The 18,619-nt window shown below is 54.5% G+C and carries 13 protein-coding genes and 1 other annotated feature; all 13 genes read right to left on the reverse strand.

Going from position 1 to position 18,619, the window contains the following annotated elements; translation table 11 throughout:
- Positions 1-109: 109 nt before the first annotated feature.
- Entirely contained in the window at positions 110-715 is a 606-nt protein-coding gene (locus MKZ15_RS17825; protein WP_339817192.1) for a Maf family protein, read from the reverse strand.
- A 203-nt stretch (positions 716-918) separates the two neighbouring features.
- Positions 919-2,142 (reverse strand): SPOR domain-containing protein, encoded by a 1,224-nt coding sequence (locus tag MKZ15_RS17830; RefSeq protein ID WP_339817194.1) that lies wholly within the window; start codon positions 2,140-2,142, stop codon positions 919-921.
- A gap of 172 nt (positions 2,143-2,314) precedes the next feature.
- Complete coding sequence (murC, locus tag MKZ15_RS17835; protein ID WP_339817196.1) at positions 2,315-3,688, reverse strand: UDP-N-acetylmuramate--L-alanine ligase; 1,374 nt, start codon at positions 3,686-3,688, stop codon at positions 2,315-2,317.
- 8 nt (positions 3,689-3,696) lie between these two features.
- Positions 3,697-5,076, reverse strand: a complete 1,380-nt coding sequence (locus MKZ15_RS17840; protein WP_339817197.1) for a folylpolyglutamate synthase/dihydrofolate synthase family protein — start codon at positions 5,074-5,076, stop codon at positions 3,697-3,699.
- 476 nt (positions 5,077-5,552) lie between these two features.
- Complete coding sequence (locus tag MKZ15_RS17845; RefSeq protein WP_339817198.1) at positions 5,553-8,228, reverse strand: valine--tRNA ligase; 2,676 nt, start codon at positions 8,226-8,228, stop codon at positions 5,553-5,555.
- Positions 8,229-8,344: 116 nt separating this feature from the next.
- Positions 8,345-8,603 (reverse strand) — a binding site (T-box leader).
- Between the two features lie 85 nt (positions 8,604-8,688).
- On the reverse strand, positions 8,689-10,134 hold the full coding sequence (locus tag MKZ15_RS17850; protein ID WP_339817199.1) for a LysM peptidoglycan-binding domain-containing protein: 1,446 nt from the start codon (positions 10,132-10,134) through the stop codon (positions 8,689-8,691).
- 149 nt (positions 10,135-10,283) lie between these two features.
- Positions 10,284-11,225 carry an RluA family pseudouridine synthase gene (locus tag MKZ15_RS17855; protein ID WP_339817200.1) on the reverse strand — a complete coding sequence of 314 codons (942 nt, stop codon included), beginning with the start codon at positions 11,223-11,225 and terminating at the stop codon, positions 10,284-10,286.
- Positions 11,222-12,526 carry a glutamate-1-semialdehyde 2,1-aminomutase gene (gene hemL, locus MKZ15_RS17860; protein ID WP_339817202.1) on the reverse strand — a complete coding sequence of 435 codons (1,305 nt, stop codon included), beginning with the start codon at positions 12,524-12,526 and terminating at the stop codon, positions 11,222-11,224. The genes MKZ15_RS17855 and hemL overlap by 4 nt, the downstream gene beginning before the upstream one ends.
- A 45-nt stretch (positions 12,527-12,571) precedes the next feature.
- Complete coding sequence (hemB, locus tag MKZ15_RS17865) at positions 12,572-13,576, reverse strand: porphobilinogen synthase (protein ID WP_155608626.1); 1,005 nt, start codon at positions 13,574-13,576, stop codon at positions 12,572-12,574.
- Positions 13,577-13,636: 60 nt separating this feature from the next.
- Positions 13,637-15,184, reverse strand: coding sequence for a uroporphyrinogen-III C-methyltransferase (cobA, locus tag MKZ15_RS17870; RefSeq protein WP_339817203.1), 1,548 nt, complete (start codon positions 15,182-15,184; stop codon positions 13,637-13,639).
- Between the two features lie 6 nt (positions 15,185-15,190).
- A complete protein-coding gene (gene hemC, locus MKZ15_RS17875) occupies positions 15,191-16,153 on the reverse strand; it encodes a hydroxymethylbilane synthase (RefSeq protein WP_213623363.1) in 963 nt (320 codons plus the stop codon).
- A 2-nt stretch (positions 16,154-16,155) separates the two neighbouring features.
- Positions 16,156-16,806, reverse strand: a complete 651-nt coding sequence (locus tag MKZ15_RS17880; protein ID WP_244868509.1) for a bifunctional precorrin-2 dehydrogenase/sirohydrochlorin ferrochelatase — start codon at positions 16,804-16,806, stop codon at positions 16,156-16,158.
- Positions 16,807-16,986: 180 nt separating this feature from the next.
- Positions 16,987-18,426, reverse strand: a complete 1,440-nt coding sequence (gene hemA, locus MKZ15_RS17885) for a glutamyl-tRNA reductase (RefSeq protein WP_213623362.1) — start codon at positions 18,424-18,426, stop codon at positions 16,987-16,989.
- Between the last annotated feature and the right edge of the window lie 193 nt (positions 18,427-18,619).

Raw genomic sequence — 18,619 nt, forward strand, 5'->3', positions numbered from 1 at the left:
AATGGTTTCGGGCGACTTCCGGCGATACCGGTAGGCCCGTCCTAAGTTCGGAAGGATATGCTTTATCACTTCCTGATGACCTGCCATCGCGGCAAGCCTTGCTACCTGCTTACAATACCCGAATATCAAAATCCTCCAGCATGTCGACGAGCAACGATAAGGGTAAACCAACGACATTAAAATAACAGCCTTTGATCCCGGTCACGATCGTTGCGCCAAGTCCCTGGATGGCATACGCCCCGGCTTTATCCAATCCTTCCCCGCTACGGGCGTAGGCCTGGATTTGCGCTTCGGACAATGCCTTCATCGTTACAGTCGTCGCTCGATAGTCGACCTGGCGTGAGCCGGTCAAGGCATCCACGCAAGCCACGCCGGTATACACCACATGGTCTCGTCCCTGTAAGCTGCGCAGCATCTCCGCAGCCTCCTGAACGTCCCGCGGCTTGCCCAAGACGTCGCCGTCCCGTACCACGATCGTATCACTGCCGACGATAACTGCATTACGGTCTCCCGTCGGGTTAAGCCCACGGTAGACGGCATCCGCCTTGCGGCCGGCAAGCTCCTTCACGATTTGCTCCGGCGGCAACGTCTCCTCATAAGATTCGTCCGTATGGCTGGGCAGCACCTCAAACGGAATGGCCAGCGATGCGATTAGTTCACGCCTGCGAGGTGAAGTGGAGGCAAGTATGATCCGGCGCAAATACGCGGTATCCAATGCGGAACTCTCCTTTGAAAAGACGATTTGATGTCCTGAATGGTTACAAACATAAGTTAACAAAAAATGGGTGAGTATTCGACAGTGATTGCTGTCATCCCCGCCATTTTTTGACACTAACCTATTATAAGATTATTTTAGCCCCGGGCGCAAACACAAAAAAGACAGGGGTAACTATTTCCAGTTCCCTGTCTTTTATTGTATTAGCGGCCTGGATTTGTGACTCCGGCCTCAACTAGAGACTGCTCAGCCATGATGAAGCGCATCATCTCATTTTGTACTTCCCAGAGCAGCGTTTTTGCGCCGTTTTTTTGGTATTCACCCATAGCCTCGACGGCCCCGTTGATCGCTTTCTCCATTTCACCGGCCAGGAGCGCTCCCCCTGCCGACCATTTGCCGCGGATGGCCGAGGCGCCTTCCGTCCAGGCTTGGTGCTTCGCTTCCAACTGCTCCAGCTCCGCATGTTGCTGCGGCTGTGGATCCGCTTCGGTCAGTAGCGCAGCAGACGTAGTGCTAAGCAGGCGAACCAGCTCTGCGCTTTGCGTCATAAAGCCTGACAAAGCCTCGCGCTCTCCGGAAAATTCGACGTTGGCCGCCGCCGGGAACGAAATCTCGTGTAAGATAAGGTTCACGCCAGCCGCCTTCAGTTGACCGCTGAGCAACTTCGATTGCTCACGCTCTGTCGAAACCCCCGCGTATACCCGTTTCTCGTCGACGGTATCCCTCGCAGCAGCAATACCCGAGGCTTGCAGCTCCTCCTGCGCCAGCTGCACACCTTGCGCTGTGCTGAACACACCGTATTGTAGAAAATAGTAGGTTTGTTCCGGCAAAGCAACGCTGATGAGCGGGATGTTCTCTTCCGGTGTCGTCGTCGACCCTTCTATGTCTCCCATGACCGGTAAACTTGCCGCCTCACCCATATCGGTCTGCTGCGGCACCCCGATGCCCGGAAGTGGAAACTTCACATCCTGATTGAATAAGGATAATACAACAAACCCGAACAACGCGCCCGTAACAATCGCCCCGGTCAAGGAGCCCGCGACCTTCCACCATGAGGTTCGATGGGGATGAGAATAGAGCGGAGGAGCCTCCTCCTGCCATTCGGTCTGCCAGGGATCCTTTCCGTAGATTTCCTCCCAATCATTGGCCGTGGAAGTAGTATAGTCCTCCGGATATTCCATTTCACGTCCGATCTGGTCGACCTCTCTCGTGTCTAGGCTCAGGTTGCGATCCCGTCCTCCCGGAAATACGGTCAACCCCATCCCCGTATGGTCCGTAAAAGGATCTCCCCATTCCTCCACCGTTTCGATCGCTCGATAACGAGGCACCGCATCCCGCTTCGGCATCTCTGCAATCTCCAGCGGCAGCTCCGGCCGGATTTCCCGGCCTTCCCCATCAAACCGGAATGTCATTTTGGCTTTGTTCACGGTCTGCACGCTCCTTGTCCATTCTTCTAACCTATCCATATGAGCGTGGACCGTCCGATATGCCAAGCCTGCAGGCGAGCAAGCAAAGATCACCTCAGCAACCCAAAAAACGGCCTCCCCGGGCAGACAAGACCCGTCGAAGACCGTTTTTACGAGAAATTTGATATACGCTTTAGCTAGACAAACCTTTCGCCAGCTCGTATCCCACTTTATAAATATCGCCCGCGCCCATCGTTAGCACAAGGTCGCCTGGCTTCAGCCGATTTTGCAGATCTTCAAGCACATCCTGCTTCGTCGGCAAATATCGGGCACCGGCATTGCTGTTCTCCTTGATCAAGTCGACCAGCTTGGAGGAATGAACGCCTTCAATCGCTTTTTCCCCAGCCGGTGAGTAAATATCGGTGATGATCACTTCATCCGCTTCCCCAAAGGCCCGACTGAACGCATCCAGCAGGAAGAAGGTCCGCGTATAGCGCTGCGGCTGGAACACGGCGATGATCCGTTTGCCAGTCGCTTTGGCCGCTGCGATCGTTGCTTGGATCTCCGTCGGATGGTGAGCGTAGTCATCGATGATCAGGATACCATCTTGTTCCCCAAGTACCTGGAAGCGGCGCTTTGCACCATGGAAGTGACGCAAGGCCACTGCGATTTCGTTAAAAGGAATGCCCGCTTCCAAGCAGACGATAACGGTAGCCATTGCATTGTAAACATTGTGTCGGCCAGGCACGGACAACTCCACCATACCGAGCTCCCGGTCGCCTTGATTCATTTTGAAGGTGACGCAGCGGTCCCCCAGATCGATCTCGTGAGCCGTATAGTCACAGCCCGATTCGATGCCGTACGTAATGACTTTGCTCTGAACCTGAGGCAGCAATTCCCGGACGTTTCGGTCGTCGCCGCAAACCACCGCTTTTCCATCCGGCTTGATCTGGTTCAAGAACTGCACGTAGGCTTCCTTCAGCTTGCCGAAATCCCCGCCGTAGTTCTCCAGGTGATCCGCCTCGATGTTGGTCACCACGCCAAGCGAAGGGTGGTACTGCAGGAAGGAGCCGTCGCTTTCGTCAGCCTCCGCAACCACGCATTTTCCTTGCCCGGCTTTCGCATTGGTGCCCATGTCCATAATTTCCCCACCGATAATGTAGGTCGGGTCTGTCCCGCAATGCTCCATCACGAGTGCGATCATCGACGAGGTCGTTGTTTTCCCATGGGCACCGGCCACGGCGACACCGGTCCGTTCATTTAACAACCGGGCCAGCATCTGGGAACGGTGAAGTACCGGGATTCCTTGCTCCTGAGCCTCCAGCCGCTCCACGTTATCTTTTGGCAGCGCCGTCGAGTAAACGACCAGATCCGCCCCGTGCACGTGTTCGGCGGTATGGCCGATGTATATCTTCGCTCCCTTTGCAGCGAGCTTCTCCGTCAATTCTTGGGAGGCAACGTCCGATCCCGTGACGGTATAACCCATTTCCAGCATCACTCGAGCGATGGCACTCATGCCATAGCCGCCAATGCCGATAAAATGTACATGTTGTTCGGTCGTATTCAACAAAATGGTCACCAGCCTTTTTCAGAATCGGTTTGATGCAAAAGGGCCGCCCGCACGTCCGAGATCAGGTACAACGTGCCGGTTACCACCCCAAGATCTTCCCGTTCCGTCCGTGACTCCAAAAGCGAAAGGGCTTTTCTCCAGTCACGTTCTACGATGATTTCCAAATCCGCTTTCGCTTCCGTCCCCTGTAGTTCGGCCACGAGTTCGTATAACGCTTCGGCGTCCATTTTTCGGCGAAAATCGGGCTCGGTCAGAATAAGCGTATCCACTATTGGTAATATATGCTTCAAGTAGCCTTGATGATGCTTATTGGCCAGCATCCCCATCATCAAATGCAGTTTTCGGTAAGGGAAGGCTTCCGGCAGGCTTTGCGCCAGCGAAGCAGCGCCTTCCGGATTATGCGCTCCGTCCAGTACCAAACGCGGTTCTTCCCGAATTACCTCCAGCCGTCCTGCCCAGAAGGTGGTACGGAAACCGTCCTGCATCTGTTCATCCTCAAGCTGAAAAGCCATGTATTGTCGCAGCACTTCCAATACCATCATGACGCCGGCGGCGTTCTTGCATTGATGCCCCCCAAGCATGCGAATCGTAAAATCCATATCTCGGAAGGGACCTTTGAAATGCAATTGCTGCTCTTTGGCATCAACACTAAGCCGCTCATAATGGAACTGCTCGCCCATCAGATATAGAGTGGCGTGCTTGGAAGCGGCCGTGGTTTTCAGTACGGTGATCGCCTCGGGTTGCTCGACGCAGCTGACTACGGGCACGCCCGCCTTGATAATGCCAGCCTTCTCAGCGGCAATTTGTTCAATCGTGTCCCCAAGAACGTCCATGTGATCATAACCGATATTCGTAATCAGAGAGACGATCGGAGTCACGATATTCGTAACATCCATCCTTCCCCCAAGCCCCGTCTCCCATACTACTACATCGGGATAACATATCTCCGCAAAATACAAAATGGCGATCGCCGTGCTCACTTCAAACATCGTCGGAGAGCCCAGGTCGGTGCCAGCGATTTCTTCTACCAACGGAACAACGCGGTTTGCCAGTTCCAGCAGCGCCGTTTCGGGAATGTCCACCTCGTCATACTGGAAGCGGTTGGTGAACTTCGTGATGTAAGGGGACGTATACGTCCCCACATGATATCCACATTCCCGCAATGTTCGAGTTAAAAAAGCGCAGGAGGAGCCCTTTCCGTTCGTCCCCGCCACATGAATGAACTTCAGCCTCCGCTCAGGATGCCCCAAACGTTCCATCATTAGCTCGATTCGTTCCAGGCCGGGCCGGATGCCAAACGGCAATAGCCCGTTGATCCAATCGACCGCTTCGGTATAGCTATTCAGCGGCAGCGGTCGTATTTCTTCCTCTGTACGATCCCCCATGTCAGTCACCTTCATCAATTAGTGGTAGTTCAAAAAATCATCTTTGGATCACGAAGCAAAATCAACGAAGCGGACCCGTCGTCGAATCTTGAATTCACCCGGTCGCTCCGTTGCTCACGTACCCAATACGTACGCTCCGCTACTCACTCCCTAGCTTCATCCAACCTTCTCGGTGCTCCAAATCTAACTTTTTGAACCTTTATTAGATGGTAGTTCAAAAAATCATCTTTGGATCACGAAGCAAAATCAACGAAGCAGACTCGTCGTCGAATCTTGAATTCACCCGGTCGAGCGGACGCTTCCGAAGCATGTTTCCTCCGGAAAACATTTGAGTTGCTCACGTACCCAATACGAACGCTCCGCTACTCACTCCCTAGCTTCATTCAACCTTCTCGGTGCTCCAAATCTAACTTTTTGAACCTTTATTAAAATGGTAGTTCAAAAAATTATCTTCGGATCACGAAGCTCAAGTTCACTTAACCCTTCAACTCCGCGATCCGGGCCAGAACTTTGTCGCGTTTCTCGGAATAATCGGCCATCTTGGCGCGTTCTTCCTCGATCACCTTCGCCGGCGCTTTGGCCACGAAGCCCTCGTTAGCCAGCTTCTTCTCGACGCGTTCCACTTCCTTGTTCAGATTGTCGAGCTCTTTCGTTAGCCGTTCGATTTCCTGACTGATGTCAATCAGGCCCGACAGCGGCAGGAACAGTTCGGCCCCGGTCACAACGGCGGTCATCGCCTTATCAGGCACGGCCGCGTTTAGCGCTGCTTCATACTCGGACGTATTGCAGAACCGGCGAACGTAATGCTCGTTGCGGGTCAGCACTTCCAACACGTCGGTGCTGCTTGGTTTGATCACCAGTTCGATTTTTTTGCTCATCGGCACGTTCACTTCGGCACGGATATTTCGTACCGAACGAATCACGTCGATCAACAGATTCATTTCCTGAACGGCGTCCGGTGCTTCTAACGAAGCGTCGTACTCCGGCCAAGCCGCAAGCATGATCGTTTCGCCATCATGCGGCAAATGCTGCCATATTTCCTCGGAAATAAACGGCATAAACGGATGGATCATGCGCAGCGTACGGTCAAGCACGAAGGCGAGTACCGATTGGGTTTTCTTCTTAGCCGCAGCATCTTCCCCGTACAGCGACAACTTGGCGAATTCGATATACCAATCGCACAGATCGTCCCAAATGAAGTTATACAGCAACCGACCGGTTTCCCCAAATTCGTAAGCATCGATCAAGCGGGTAATTTCCTTGGCCGTCTCGTTCATCCGGTGCAAAATCCAGCGGTCGGACGTAGACAGATCACCGCTAATATCAATATCGGCATACTTCACGCCTTCCAGGTTCATCAAAGCGAAACGCGAAGCGTTCCAAATTTTGTTGGCAAAGTTGCGAGCTTGCTCAACCCGTTCCCAGCGGAAGCGCAAATCCTGCCCCGGCGTATTGCTGGTAGACAGCATATAGCGCATCGCGTCTGTGCCGTATTTCTCGATGACCTCGAGCGGGTCAACGCCATTACCCAGCGATTTGGACATTTTGCGTCCTTCGCTGTCGCGGACAAGGCCGTGCATCAGCACGTCTTTAAACGGCATTTCGCCGGTAAACTCCAGGGACTGGAAGATCATCCGGGCTACCCAGAAATAAATGATATCGTATCCCGTCACGAGCACGTCCGTCGGGAAGTACCGTTTGAATTCCTCGTTATTCTCATCCGGCCAACCCAGCGTAGAGAACGGCCAGAGGGCCGAGCTGAACCAGGTGTCGAGCACGTCTTCATCCTGTTTCAGATCATCACGCCCCAGCTTGGCGCGCGCTTCTTCCTCGCTGCGGGCAACAACCATCTCTCCGGTTGCCTCACAATACCAGGCCGGAATGCGATGACCCCACCAGAGCTGGCGGGAAATACACCAATCACGTACGTTTTCGATCCAGTGCAAGTAGGTCTTCTCAAAACGGTCCGGCACGAAATTAACGCCTTTCCCGGATTGTTGCGCTTCGATCGCCGCTTCAGCGAGTGGCTTCATTTTGACGAACCACTGGGTGGACAAATACGGTTCAACAACCGCACCGGTCCGCTCGCTATGGCCGACCTGATGCAGGTGATCCTCGATTTTAATTAGAACGCCCATCTCCTGCAAATCCTTGACGATTTGCTTACGGCAATCGCTGCGGTCCAATCCTTGATATTTACCGGCTTCACCGTTCATCGTGCCGGTTTCATCCATGACGTTGATCTGCGGCAGATTATGGCGCAAACCTACTTCAAAGTCGTTCGGGTCATGCGCTGGAGTGATTTTCACAGCGCCACTGCCGAATTCCTTCTCGACATATTCGTCAGCGATAATCGGTATTTCACGGTTAACGATCGGCAGACGTAACGTTTTGCCGACCAAATGACGGTACCGTTCATCCTCCGGATGAACAGCGACGGCGGTATCGCCCAGCATCGTTTCGGGACGCGTCGTCGCCACCGTGATATGGCCGCTCCCGTCGCTCAGCGGGTACTGAAGATGGTAGAGATGCCCGTTGACTTCTTTGTATTCAACCTCAATATCGGAGAGGGCCGTGCGTGCTGCCGGATCCCAGTTGATAATATATTTCCCGCGGTAAATCAAGCCCTTCTCGTAGAGCTTAACGAAAACCTCGCGAACCGCTTGAGAAAGCCCCTCGTCCAACGTAAAACGCTCACGCGAGTAATCGAGGGAGAAGCCCATTTTAGCCCATTGCTCATGAATGGTGGCAGCATATTGGTCCTTCCACTCCCACACCTTCTCCAGGAACTTCTCACGGCCCAAGTCATACCGCGTTACGCCTTGCTCGCGCAGCTTCTGCTCCACCTTCGTTTGGGTCGCAATCCCCGCATGGTCAGAGCCAGGCAGCCACAACGCATCGTAACCTTGCATCCGTTTCGTGCGCGTCATAATGTCCTGCAGTGTAAAATCGAGCGCATGCCCGATATGCAGCATCCCCGTTACGTTTGGTGGCGGGATCACGATCGTATACGGCTTGGCATCCGGCCGTTGTCCTGCTTTAAAGAACCCGCTCTCCAGCCAATAAGTGTACCATTTCTGTTCCGCCGCTTTCGGATCGTACGTCGTCGGCATTTCCGCCGACGAGGCTAGTTGATCTTGATTTTCTGTCATCCTATTCAACCTCCGTTACAAATAAGCATAGCCTTGGCGATCCCAAGATAATCGTCTGTCGTCGGCTTTACGCCTTTATTCTTGATGTCCAAGAAAAACAAAAAAAGCCTTTCGTCTCAAAGGACGAAAGGCTTTACTTTCGCGGTACCACCTTTGTTTCGCACATCGTCATCCAGCCCTTCCGGAATCCGGTACTTGACATGCGACACTCATGCAGATAACGGCTGCTACCGGTCCGTTCTAACCATCGCAAAACGGCTCAAACGAACAACTCCCGGGCGACTTCGGCGAGCTACATGTCCTGCGGAAACTCTCAGCCGTGGGTTCCGCTCTCTGAAGGGTATGCTGCCTACTCTTCCCGTTCCAAGTCTTTGACATAGATCTAATTGATTGAATCTATATTATCATAACTTGGAAAGGAACGGGAGTCAATCATCCGCCTTTTTTCGCAGTCTAAACTTTATGGAATGTACAAGATTTGTCCCTCATTGACCTGGTGCTCAGCGAGTCGGTTATACAACTGCAGCTCCCGCGAACTTAAGTGGTAGCGCTGGGCGATATCGTCCAGCGTTTCCTCGCGCTGCACGATGACCAGCCGCACTGTGCGGAAAGGAGTTTGATCTTCGTTGCTGATAAACAGGTTCTTCCACCGCAGTTCTTCGCCTTCTCCCTGTTCACTGCCAGCTATCGGCAGATCCGAAGCGTCCTCCAGTGCTTCCCGAGCTACCCGTGAGGATGAAGAGATCAGCTTCGTTAACCCAAAACCTTCTCTTCCGCTCTCGTCAGCACTCTTTTTAGACCCAAGCGCGATCTTCATTTCTTTCTTCTCTTCCGGCTGATGATCCGCCTCGACCGCCGCTTCAGACTCATCGGCAACCTCACTTACCGCCTCGTTTGGTGTTACAGCGACTTCTTCGCCTGTTTCGTACGCAGCCCCAGAATCCGCAGCTTCCGCTTCTACGGATTCACTGGCACGTTCGGTCGCCTGGAAATCGTCCGTCGGGCGAACCTCATCCTTAAACCATATGTTGGCGTCCGATTCCTCCGCGTGATCCGCAAAGGCCTCCGCAGCAGAGCCAAAGCTCGCAACGGATTCCTTGTCCGCCCAAGGGTCGGACTCCTGAAATGCCGAAACGTCCTCGGTCCAGGAAAGAACCTCCTGCGGCTCGTCCGCACTTCGTTTTTGTGCATTCAGCACATCATCTGGAAACGCCTGCCACGAAGCAAATTGAGGCACATGCGGAACCTGTGAGTCTTGTTGTTCCAACTCGAACTCCAATTCCGGTTCTGTTTCCGGCTCTTGCTCTTTGTCCGCATCTTCTCTTGCTAACGAATTCCAAGAGAACACCGGATCTTGACGCACCTCATCCGCTAGCAATGGCGCTGGGCTTAGTACATCCCGTTCCGATTCCGGCTCCGTTTCGAGAGCCTCCAAATCTGCCGTGCCCGCATCCAAATCTGATACCAATTCCTCGCCTCGGATAGCGGGTACAACATGTGCCGTGGTAAACTCCCGATCCTTCCAGGCATCTTGTTCGGATAACAAGGAGGAGGTTTCAACTCCTTGAAGCGATAATACGCCCGTAATGTTCAAACTCCGCGAACTGAGCAGGTCAACATCGAAATTTTCAATTTCGACCGTGATATCCTCTAACCGGTTGACCCGACTTAGCGGTATCGTAATTTCTACGGGAATATAATGCGCAAGTTCCCGTGTCTCCCCTTCTCCCCGGTACAACCCCGACAACAGCAAATGGCCGCGCAGCGCGGCATACTCTTCCCCGGGAATCACCTGGATTTTCGGATAGAGCTCGATCTCCTCCAACTCTTCAATGCCGATCACATCTTCAGAAAGATGTATGCGCTCGTAAATATCAAACCTGAGACCATAGGATTGATCAGCCAACACGTTACCTCCCTTCAGCATATCCAAACGTGATTTAAAATCGATGAATCATGATCCAAATCATCCTCGTTTAATCTATATGCTTCAAAAAGGAGTGCATGCCAGCTTTTTGCCCACGTGCTAGACAAAGCCTTGCTGTTCAAGGGCGCTCATAAGCTAAAGTGATCGCGCAAACGGTTCATCGCCGGGGGCCACGGATCCTCAAGCTCCACGGCTTCTCCGGAGAGTGGATGCGGGAACGACAGTCGCTCCCCATGCAGCGCCTGATGAGACAGCCACTTCGTGTTACCGCCATACAGCGCGTCACCTACGAGCGGATGTCCCGCTGCACTCAGATGGACGCGAATTTGATGCGTCCGACCCGTCTCCAAAGTGAGCCGGACCAGACTTGCGTCGTGTTTCGGATAAACTTCCAGCCGCTCCAAGTGGGTTATAGCCCCTTTGCCTCCGGGAGAAACCCGGCGCCGCTGGTTATGATGACGGTCCCGGCCGATCGGCTGATCGATGACTTTGAGCTCAGGGCTGACGATCCCCTGTACGAACGCAATGTAGGTACGGTCGATGGCCTTGCGACTCATCGCTTCGTCCAACTTCAAATGGGCGTATTCATTTTTAGCAAATAACACGGGTCCTGACGTATCTTCATCAAGCCGGTGAATATGCGCGGCGGCGATCGGCTCGCCAAGGGAGGCATACCATCCGGCAACGCGATTGGCAAGCGTGTCTGGCGAAGCCAGCGACTGGCCGGAAGCCCCCCCGGAAGTTTCGCCGCCGTCCGGATGGACCTTAAGCCCTGCCGGCTTGTGCACGACAAGGCAAAAATCGTCCTCATATAAAAGCGGAAGCTCCGCCTCAAACGGAGCATACTGCGAAGCCCTAGGCGGAAACGCCAGCAACCGCAAACGATCTCCGGCAAGCTTGATACCGTCTTCGGCCCGAAGCTTGCGCAGAAGCTTGGGAGGAGCCTGCAGCTCCTCCTCCAGCCAGGCCTTTGCTGCATCCAGTCGATCCAGCCCTTCACGTGCGGGCAGCTTACCGGGCATCAACTCCAACCACTCGCCGCGCCGCGTCCACGATAATTTACGGCTCACAGCTTTTGCAGCGCCAACCGGTGCGCTTCGATCGTAAGTTCGATGTCTTCATCGGTATGTACGCCTGAGACGAACATGCCTTCGAACTGCGAAGGTGCCACGTTGATACCTTGCTCAAGCAGTGCCGCAAAATAACGGCGGAACAGGTCCAGATCGCTCGTTTTTGCCGTATCGTAGTTAATGACCTTCTCTTCGGTAAAGAACGGGCAAACCATCGAGCCGACGCGATTAATCGTGCATGGAATCCCCCGTTCATTCGCATTGCGCGTAAAGCCTTCTTCCAGCTTCGCCGACAGGCGTTCCAGACGGTCGTACACGTCCGGAGTGAGCAGCGACAACGTCGTATAACCGGCAACCATCGCCAGCGGGTTCCCGCTCAGCGTCCCGGCTTGATAAATCGGCCCGCTTGGCGCGATTTGCTCCATGATTTCACGTTTCCCGCCATAGGCTCCTACAGGCAATCCGCCGCCGATCACTTTGCCGAGACAGGTCAAATCCGGCGTAATCCCAAAGCGTCCTTGCGCACAGTTCAGATGCACGCGGAAGCCCGTCATCACTTCGTCGAAAATCAACAAGCTGCCGTATTGCTCCGTGATCCGGCGCAAGCCTTCAAGGAAGCCCGGCAACGGCGGCACAACGCCCATGTTCCCGGCTACCGGCTCGACGATCACGCCGGCGATCTCTTCGCCGAAACGCTCGAACGCCAGCTCCACAGAGGCCAAGTCGTTATAAGGTACCGCAATCGTATTGGCGGCGACGCCCTCCGGTACGCCCGGGCTGTCCGGCAATCCCAGCGTAGCAACGCCGGATCCCGCTTTAATCAGCAGGCTGTCGGCATGGCCGTGATAAGAACCTTCGAACTTCATGATTTTACTGCGACCGGTATACCCTCGCGCCAGACGAATCGCGCTCATCGTCGCTTCCGTCCCCGAATTGACCATACGGACGACATCAATCGAAGGTACGCGCTCCGCGACCAGTTGGGCCATTTGCGTTTCCAGCAGCGTCGGCGCTCCAAAGCTTGTCCCTTTGGCGGCCGTCTCCTGAAGCGCTCGAACCACCTCAGGATGAGCATGACCCATAATCAACGGGCCCCAGGAACCCACATAATCGATAAAGCTGTTGCCGTCGATGTCATAGATCCGGGAACCGCTCCCATGTTCGATATACATTGGCGTCAAGCCAACGGATTTAAACGCCCGCACCGGGCTGTTGACGCCGCCGGGCAAAACCTTCTTCGCTTCTTCGAAAGCTAACCGCGATCGTTCGTCGCCGCGTCGGCCTATCGTGTCTTTGCTCATCGATACCCCTCCTTAACTCTTCAAAAAACCCGTCTATGTCCAAACTTACTGCTTCTCGCGCAGCCAGCGTGCCATATCTTTGGCAAAATACGTAATGATGATGTCTGCGCCTGCCCGCTTCATGCCAAGCAGCATTTCGGTAACGATCGCTCGCTCATTGATCCAGCCTTGCTGAGCTGCTGCTTTGACCATCGAATATTCGCCGCTCACGTTATACGCCACCAGAGGCAGATCAAACTGATCGCGCAGCAAGCGCAAAATGTCCATAAAGGCCAGCGCCGGCTTGACCATCAGCATATCCGCACCTTCCATCACATCGGATTCCGCTTCCCGCAGAGCTTCTCGGACGTTAGCCGGGTCCATCTGGTACGTCTTCCGATCGCCAAACTGCGGCGCGGAATCGGCCGCTTCACGAAACGGTCCGTAAAAAGCGGAAGCATATTTGACAGAATACGACATGATCGGAACATGGCTGAAGCCGGCTTCGTCGAGCCCGGAACGAATCGCTTGCACGAATCCGTCCATCATGTTGGACGGGGCGATGATATCAGCGCCAGCACGTGCTTGAGAGACAGCGGTTTTCACCAAGAGCTCCAGCGACTCGTCGTTCATCACGTCACCGCATACATGCCCGTCGCGTTCAAACGTATGTACCATCCCGCAATGCCCGTGATCCGTGAATTCGCACAAGCAGGTGTCGGCAACGACCAGCAAATCCGGATACCGCGATTTAATGACCCGTGTCGCTTCTTGCACGATACCGTCCTCCGCGAAAGCCGAGGTGCCCACGCTATCCTTCGTTTCTGGAATACCGAACAGCAGCACCGCCGGAATGCCCAGATCAACGATCTCCTTCACTTCTTCCTCCAGGGTGTCGAGCGAAAAATGATAAACCCCGGGCATCGACGATATCTCGCTCTTGACGCCACTTCCGTAGGTGACGAAAATGGGTTGGATAAAGTCGTCCACCGTCAGGACGGTTTCTCGTACCATGCCGCGAATGGCGGCCGACTGACGCAGCCGGCGATGTCTTACGATTGGAAAACTCATGTTTGATATCCCCTCCTAATATGTAGCACAGAGGCAGGCAACCCCCGTGTTGAAAAATCATCACTCCGCTGGAGCGCTTCGTTCTTTCCAAGCGCACAACGACTGAAGCAAGCTGTCGATCGTCGCTTCTTCTGCAAGAATGGACACGTTTAGGCCGGCTTCCTTGGCCGTATTTGCCGTGACCGGCCCGATGCAAGCGATCTCCGTGCCCCGCAGCGCCGCAGCCGGATCGACCACGCCCATCGCGCTCAGAGCGGCCAGCAAGTTCGTCACCGTCGATGAACTGGTAAAAGTTACGGCGTGGATGCGGCCTTTCTCGAGCATCTTCAGCAGCTCGTCGTCCGCTTCCCCGGCCGGTACCGTTCGGTACATGACCGCGTCGGTGACAGTTAATCCTCGCTCACGCAAAGCAGCCGGCAGCCAGGCACGAGCGAGATCCCCGCGCGGCAGCAGCACGTGCTGCCCCGGCTGCAGCTCGCTGCCGTAGGTATCCATCAGCCCTTCCGCTTGGAACTTGCCCGGCAAACCCTCCGCCGCGATGCCACGTTGGCGCAGCGCCGCTTGCGTCGCCGGCCCAACGGCCGCGATTCTCGCTTTGTGCAGCCCTCTTACATCTTTCCCCAGTCTCTCCAGGTGCGAGAAGAAATACTCCACGCCGTTCACGCTCGTAAAAAACACCCAATCGTATCGTTCCAACTGGGCTAGTGCTTCGTCGGTGTCGGCCAGCTCGCGCCCCTCCGGCATCACGATGTCGATAACCGGGAACTCGTACGGTTCGCCGCCAAGCTCCTCGATGCCGCGCACCAGCTCGCTCGCCTGCGAACGCGAGCGGGTGACGAGAATTCGCTTGCCGAACAGCGGCAGCGATTCTGCCCACTTCAGCTGTTCGCGCTGACTCACGACCTCGCCGACAACCGTAACGGCCGGCGGCTTGAAGTCGGCTTCGCGAACCTTCCGCTCAATATCGGCCAGCGTGCCGATCAGCGTCTCCTGCTCCGCTCTTGTCCCCCAGCGGATGAGGGCGACCGGCGTTTCGGGCGGACGTCCGTAATGAATCAGCTGTCTGCTGATATGTCCGATATTCGCTACGCCCATCATAAATACCAGGGTGCCGGTTGCGTTCGTCACTTTTTCCCAATTGATCGATTGGTCCAGCTTATCCGGGCTTTCATGACCCGTAATGATCGACACGGACGAAGCCATATCCCGGTGAGTTACGGGAATTCCGGCATATGCGGGCACTGAGATCGCGGCGGTGATCCCCGGTACGATTTCATAAGGTATACCATGCTTGCGAAGCAATTCAGCCTCCTCACCAACACGGCCGAAGATCGTCGGGTCCCCGCCTTTCAAGCGAACCACCGTTTTGCCCTCAAGCGCTAAATCGACCAGCAACTGATTAATATGCTCCTGCTTCATCGTGTGGCGGTCGGTTCTTTTGCCAACGTAGATTTTCTCTGCTCCGGGTTTCGTTCTCTTTAAAAGACTGGGATTGGCAAGTCGATCATACACAATGACATCGCCCTTCTCCAGGCAATCGAGCCCTTTCAGCGTAATCAATCGCGCATCCCCGGGTCCCGCGCCAACCAGATAAACTTTACCGGCCATGCTCCATCACTCCCCGGTTTCTTGTAATAATGCGGCTGCACCCAAGGAAATCAACCGACCGGCAACCTGTTCGCCCAGTTCAGTCGGATCTGTCCCTTCGGCGCTTTCCTTTAATATTTTCGCGCCATCCACTGAGCCAACCATCCCCGTCAACTGCAAACGCGGGCGGCCGCTTGGATCAGAGGTCCCTTCGTTCGTCAGTAACGTCGCGAAGGCCCCAATCGGCACCTGGCAGCCGCCATTCAGCACGCCGAGGAAACGACGTTCAGCGGCAACCGTCACCGCCGTGTCCGGATCGTTGTATAGGGATAAAAGATGGCGAACCTCGACGTCGTCTTCGCGGCATTCGATCCCAAGCGCCCCTTGGCCAACCGCCGGAAGACAAACTTCCGCCGGGAGATATGCCGTAATCCGATGCTCCCAGCCCATCCGGAACAACCCGGCCGCCGCCAGAATAATCGCATCAAAGCCTTCCTCCTCCAACTTGCGCAAACGGGAATCGATATTCCCTCGGATTGGCTCCAATACGAGATCCGGACGATAAGCCTTTAATTGGCTGGCGCGGCGTAAGCTGCTGGTCCCAACTTTGGCGCCATGAGGCAGTTCGTCAAGGCTCAGGCCGCTTCTCGATATCAGCGCATCCCGAGGATCTACCCTCCGCGGCACGGCACCGTTGATCAGCCCGTCCGGCAGCACGGACGGCATATCCTTCATACTATGTACCGCCAAGTCGATTTCCTTGTCCAGCATCGCCTGCTCAATTTCCTTCACGAACAGACCTTTGCCACCGACCTTGGATAACGTCACATCCAGGATCCGATCGCCCTTGGTTACAATCTTACGGATTTCAAAATCATACGGCAGGTTATGCTTCTGGCAGAGCGCCTTCAAATCATCGATGACCTGTCCCGTCTGCGTCAGTGCCAATTGGCTTTGTCTCGTTCCCACCACAATCGTTCGCTTTGTCATGCTTATTCCTCCGTTTGTTCCTCGATCCAGGCGATCATCGCCGCTTCGTTCCACCGATGGAAACCCCCTCCTCGGATCGAGGTCAAAATATCGGACTCAGCTAATCTTCGAAACAGACGTTTTCGCCTACCGGGATCGCTGACCCGCTCTTTAATAAAAGCTCGCATGGAGCTCAAAAAGTCAATATACTGTTCGTAATCTTCTCCAAAATGCTGGTCGATCTCCCGAATCATTTCCCGCGCCGCCGCCGGTCCCGCTCCCGAGGTCGAAACGGCCACCACCAGCCCACCGCGCCGTAGAACGCCAGGAGTTATCATACTTCCTCGAGTTCCATCACCGGCGTCGTTCATCGGAATCCCCTCCGCTTCAGCTTCGGCGGCGACAGCGGCGTTCACCTCTGTTCGATCCGTCGCGGCGAAAGCCAAGAACGCGCCGGCAAGATCCCCCTGTCGGTACTCGCGTTCGATCCAAACACCCTGACGCTGCTCTTTAAGAAGCCGCAGCAGACCAGCCGTTACGGCAGGACTGACTACGACCGTTTCCGCGCCCGCAGCAACCAGCATCATCGCCTTCCGCTCGGCAACCGGCCCGCCACCGATCACAACGCAACGCCGGCCGGTCAAATTCAACAGGACGGGCACATAATAAGGCATGTCGTATCCCCCTGATCCTTATCCTCAACTCGTTAATAGCATACCCTACCCTGCCGCATTTTTCCATGTTCATCCCTTCAAAAAAAGCCCTGTGCCATCCGCTTTAGCGTCGAATCAGCCTTGCGATTCGGTGCATACGGCAGAGGGCTCAGGGCGTTCTCGCAGTTTAACTTATTAAGATCATACGGATACCTTCGCAAGTGGCAGCGAAGACTCCGGCTCAAAAGGGATTCGGCTTGGGGCCACACCTTGGAGATCCGTTAAGCCTTCGGACTCCTGGGTTGATAAAATCTCTTTGGACTCCAATGACGCCGAGGTCTCCTTGCCGGAAGGAGCTTCATTTGGTGCATCCAAACGTTCCTCGAGCGCAAAAATTTGGGTAAACAGCTCCAAGGCTTCCGTGCCTTGAGTTTCCCCAGCCAGTTCCTTGATCCGGTTGATCGGATCATGCATCATTTGGTTAAGAATGCTCTTGGTAAGTCGGCGAATGACTTTACGTTGCCTTTCATCCAGCTCCGGCAGCTTGTTAAAGAGACTGTCCAGCGTGCTTTCATGAATATCGGAAGCTTTCTCCTGCAGCGCTCGGATAACCGGCTTCACGCCTAGCGTTTGTAGCCAGGTTGCAAAAGCAGCCATCTCCTCCTCGATCATCCCTTCGATCTTGACCGCTTCCGCACGGCGCATCTCCATATTGCTCTCCACGATCCCTTCAAGATCGTCGATATCATACAGGAATACCTGCTCCAACTCGCCAATGGACGGCTCGATATCCCGCGGCACGGCAATATCGATCATAAACAACGGGCGATCTAGCCGCCCCTTCATACTCCGGGCAACCTGCGCCGATGTGATGACATATCCTTCCGCACCGGTCGAGCTGATCAGAATATCGACCTCTTCCAGTCGCTCCATTGCTTCCTGCATCGTACAAGCCACGCCGTCGCATTTCGCGGCAAGCTCCTGAGCACGAGCGTACGTCCGGTTGGCCACCAGCACTTCTTCCGCGCCAGCCCCGCTCAGATGCTTGGCCGTTAGCTCGCTCATTTTGCCGGCACCTAGGATCAATACGCGTTTCCCTTCAAAGCTGCCGAAAATCCGCTTGCCCAACTCGACGGCTGCATAGCTGATCGACACCGCACTTTCGCCGATCGCCGTCTCGGAGTGGGCCCGTTTGCCAAGCGTTACCGCTTGTTTGAACAGCATATTAAACCACGTTCCGGTCCCTTTCTCGCTTTGCGACACCAGAAACGCATTCTTCACCTGACCGAGGATTTGCGTTTCCCCCAACACCATTGAATCCAAACCACATGCGACACGGAACAGATGGCGTATCGCTTGTTCATCTTCATACATATATAAATGACGGGTAAATTCTTCGCGAGGAACCCCGAACCAACGTTCCATAAAACTGCGAATGAACGCCCCGCACATGTGTAGACGATCAACCACAACATAGATTTCCGTACGATTGCAGGTGGCGATAATCACGCCTTCCAATACACTCTTGGTGCGTAAGAGCTCCTGCAGCGCTTGCGGCATATCCTTGTCCGCAAAAGAAAAGCGTTCCCTGACTTCCACAGGCGCCGTCCGATAGTTTAACCCAACTACGACGATGTGCATTGCAAGTTCACCTGCCTTGAAAAAGATGTCAATAGCATTTACCGAAAACAAACTATGTTAATTATATCACAGTAGTCCCAAACTCCCCGGCAGTTTCTATGAGTTTTTTATGAATTATTTATGAATTTCATACCGTCAAAACAAATAACCATGGAAGCTCCATGGTTATCCTATTTTACCCATATTTCCGAAA

It is taken from the genome of Paenibacillus sp. FSL R7-0216 (genome assembly GCF_037969915.1).
GTDB classification, from domain to species: Bacteria; Bacillota; Bacilli; order Paenibacillales; family Paenibacillaceae; genus Fontibacillus; species Fontibacillus rhizolycopersici.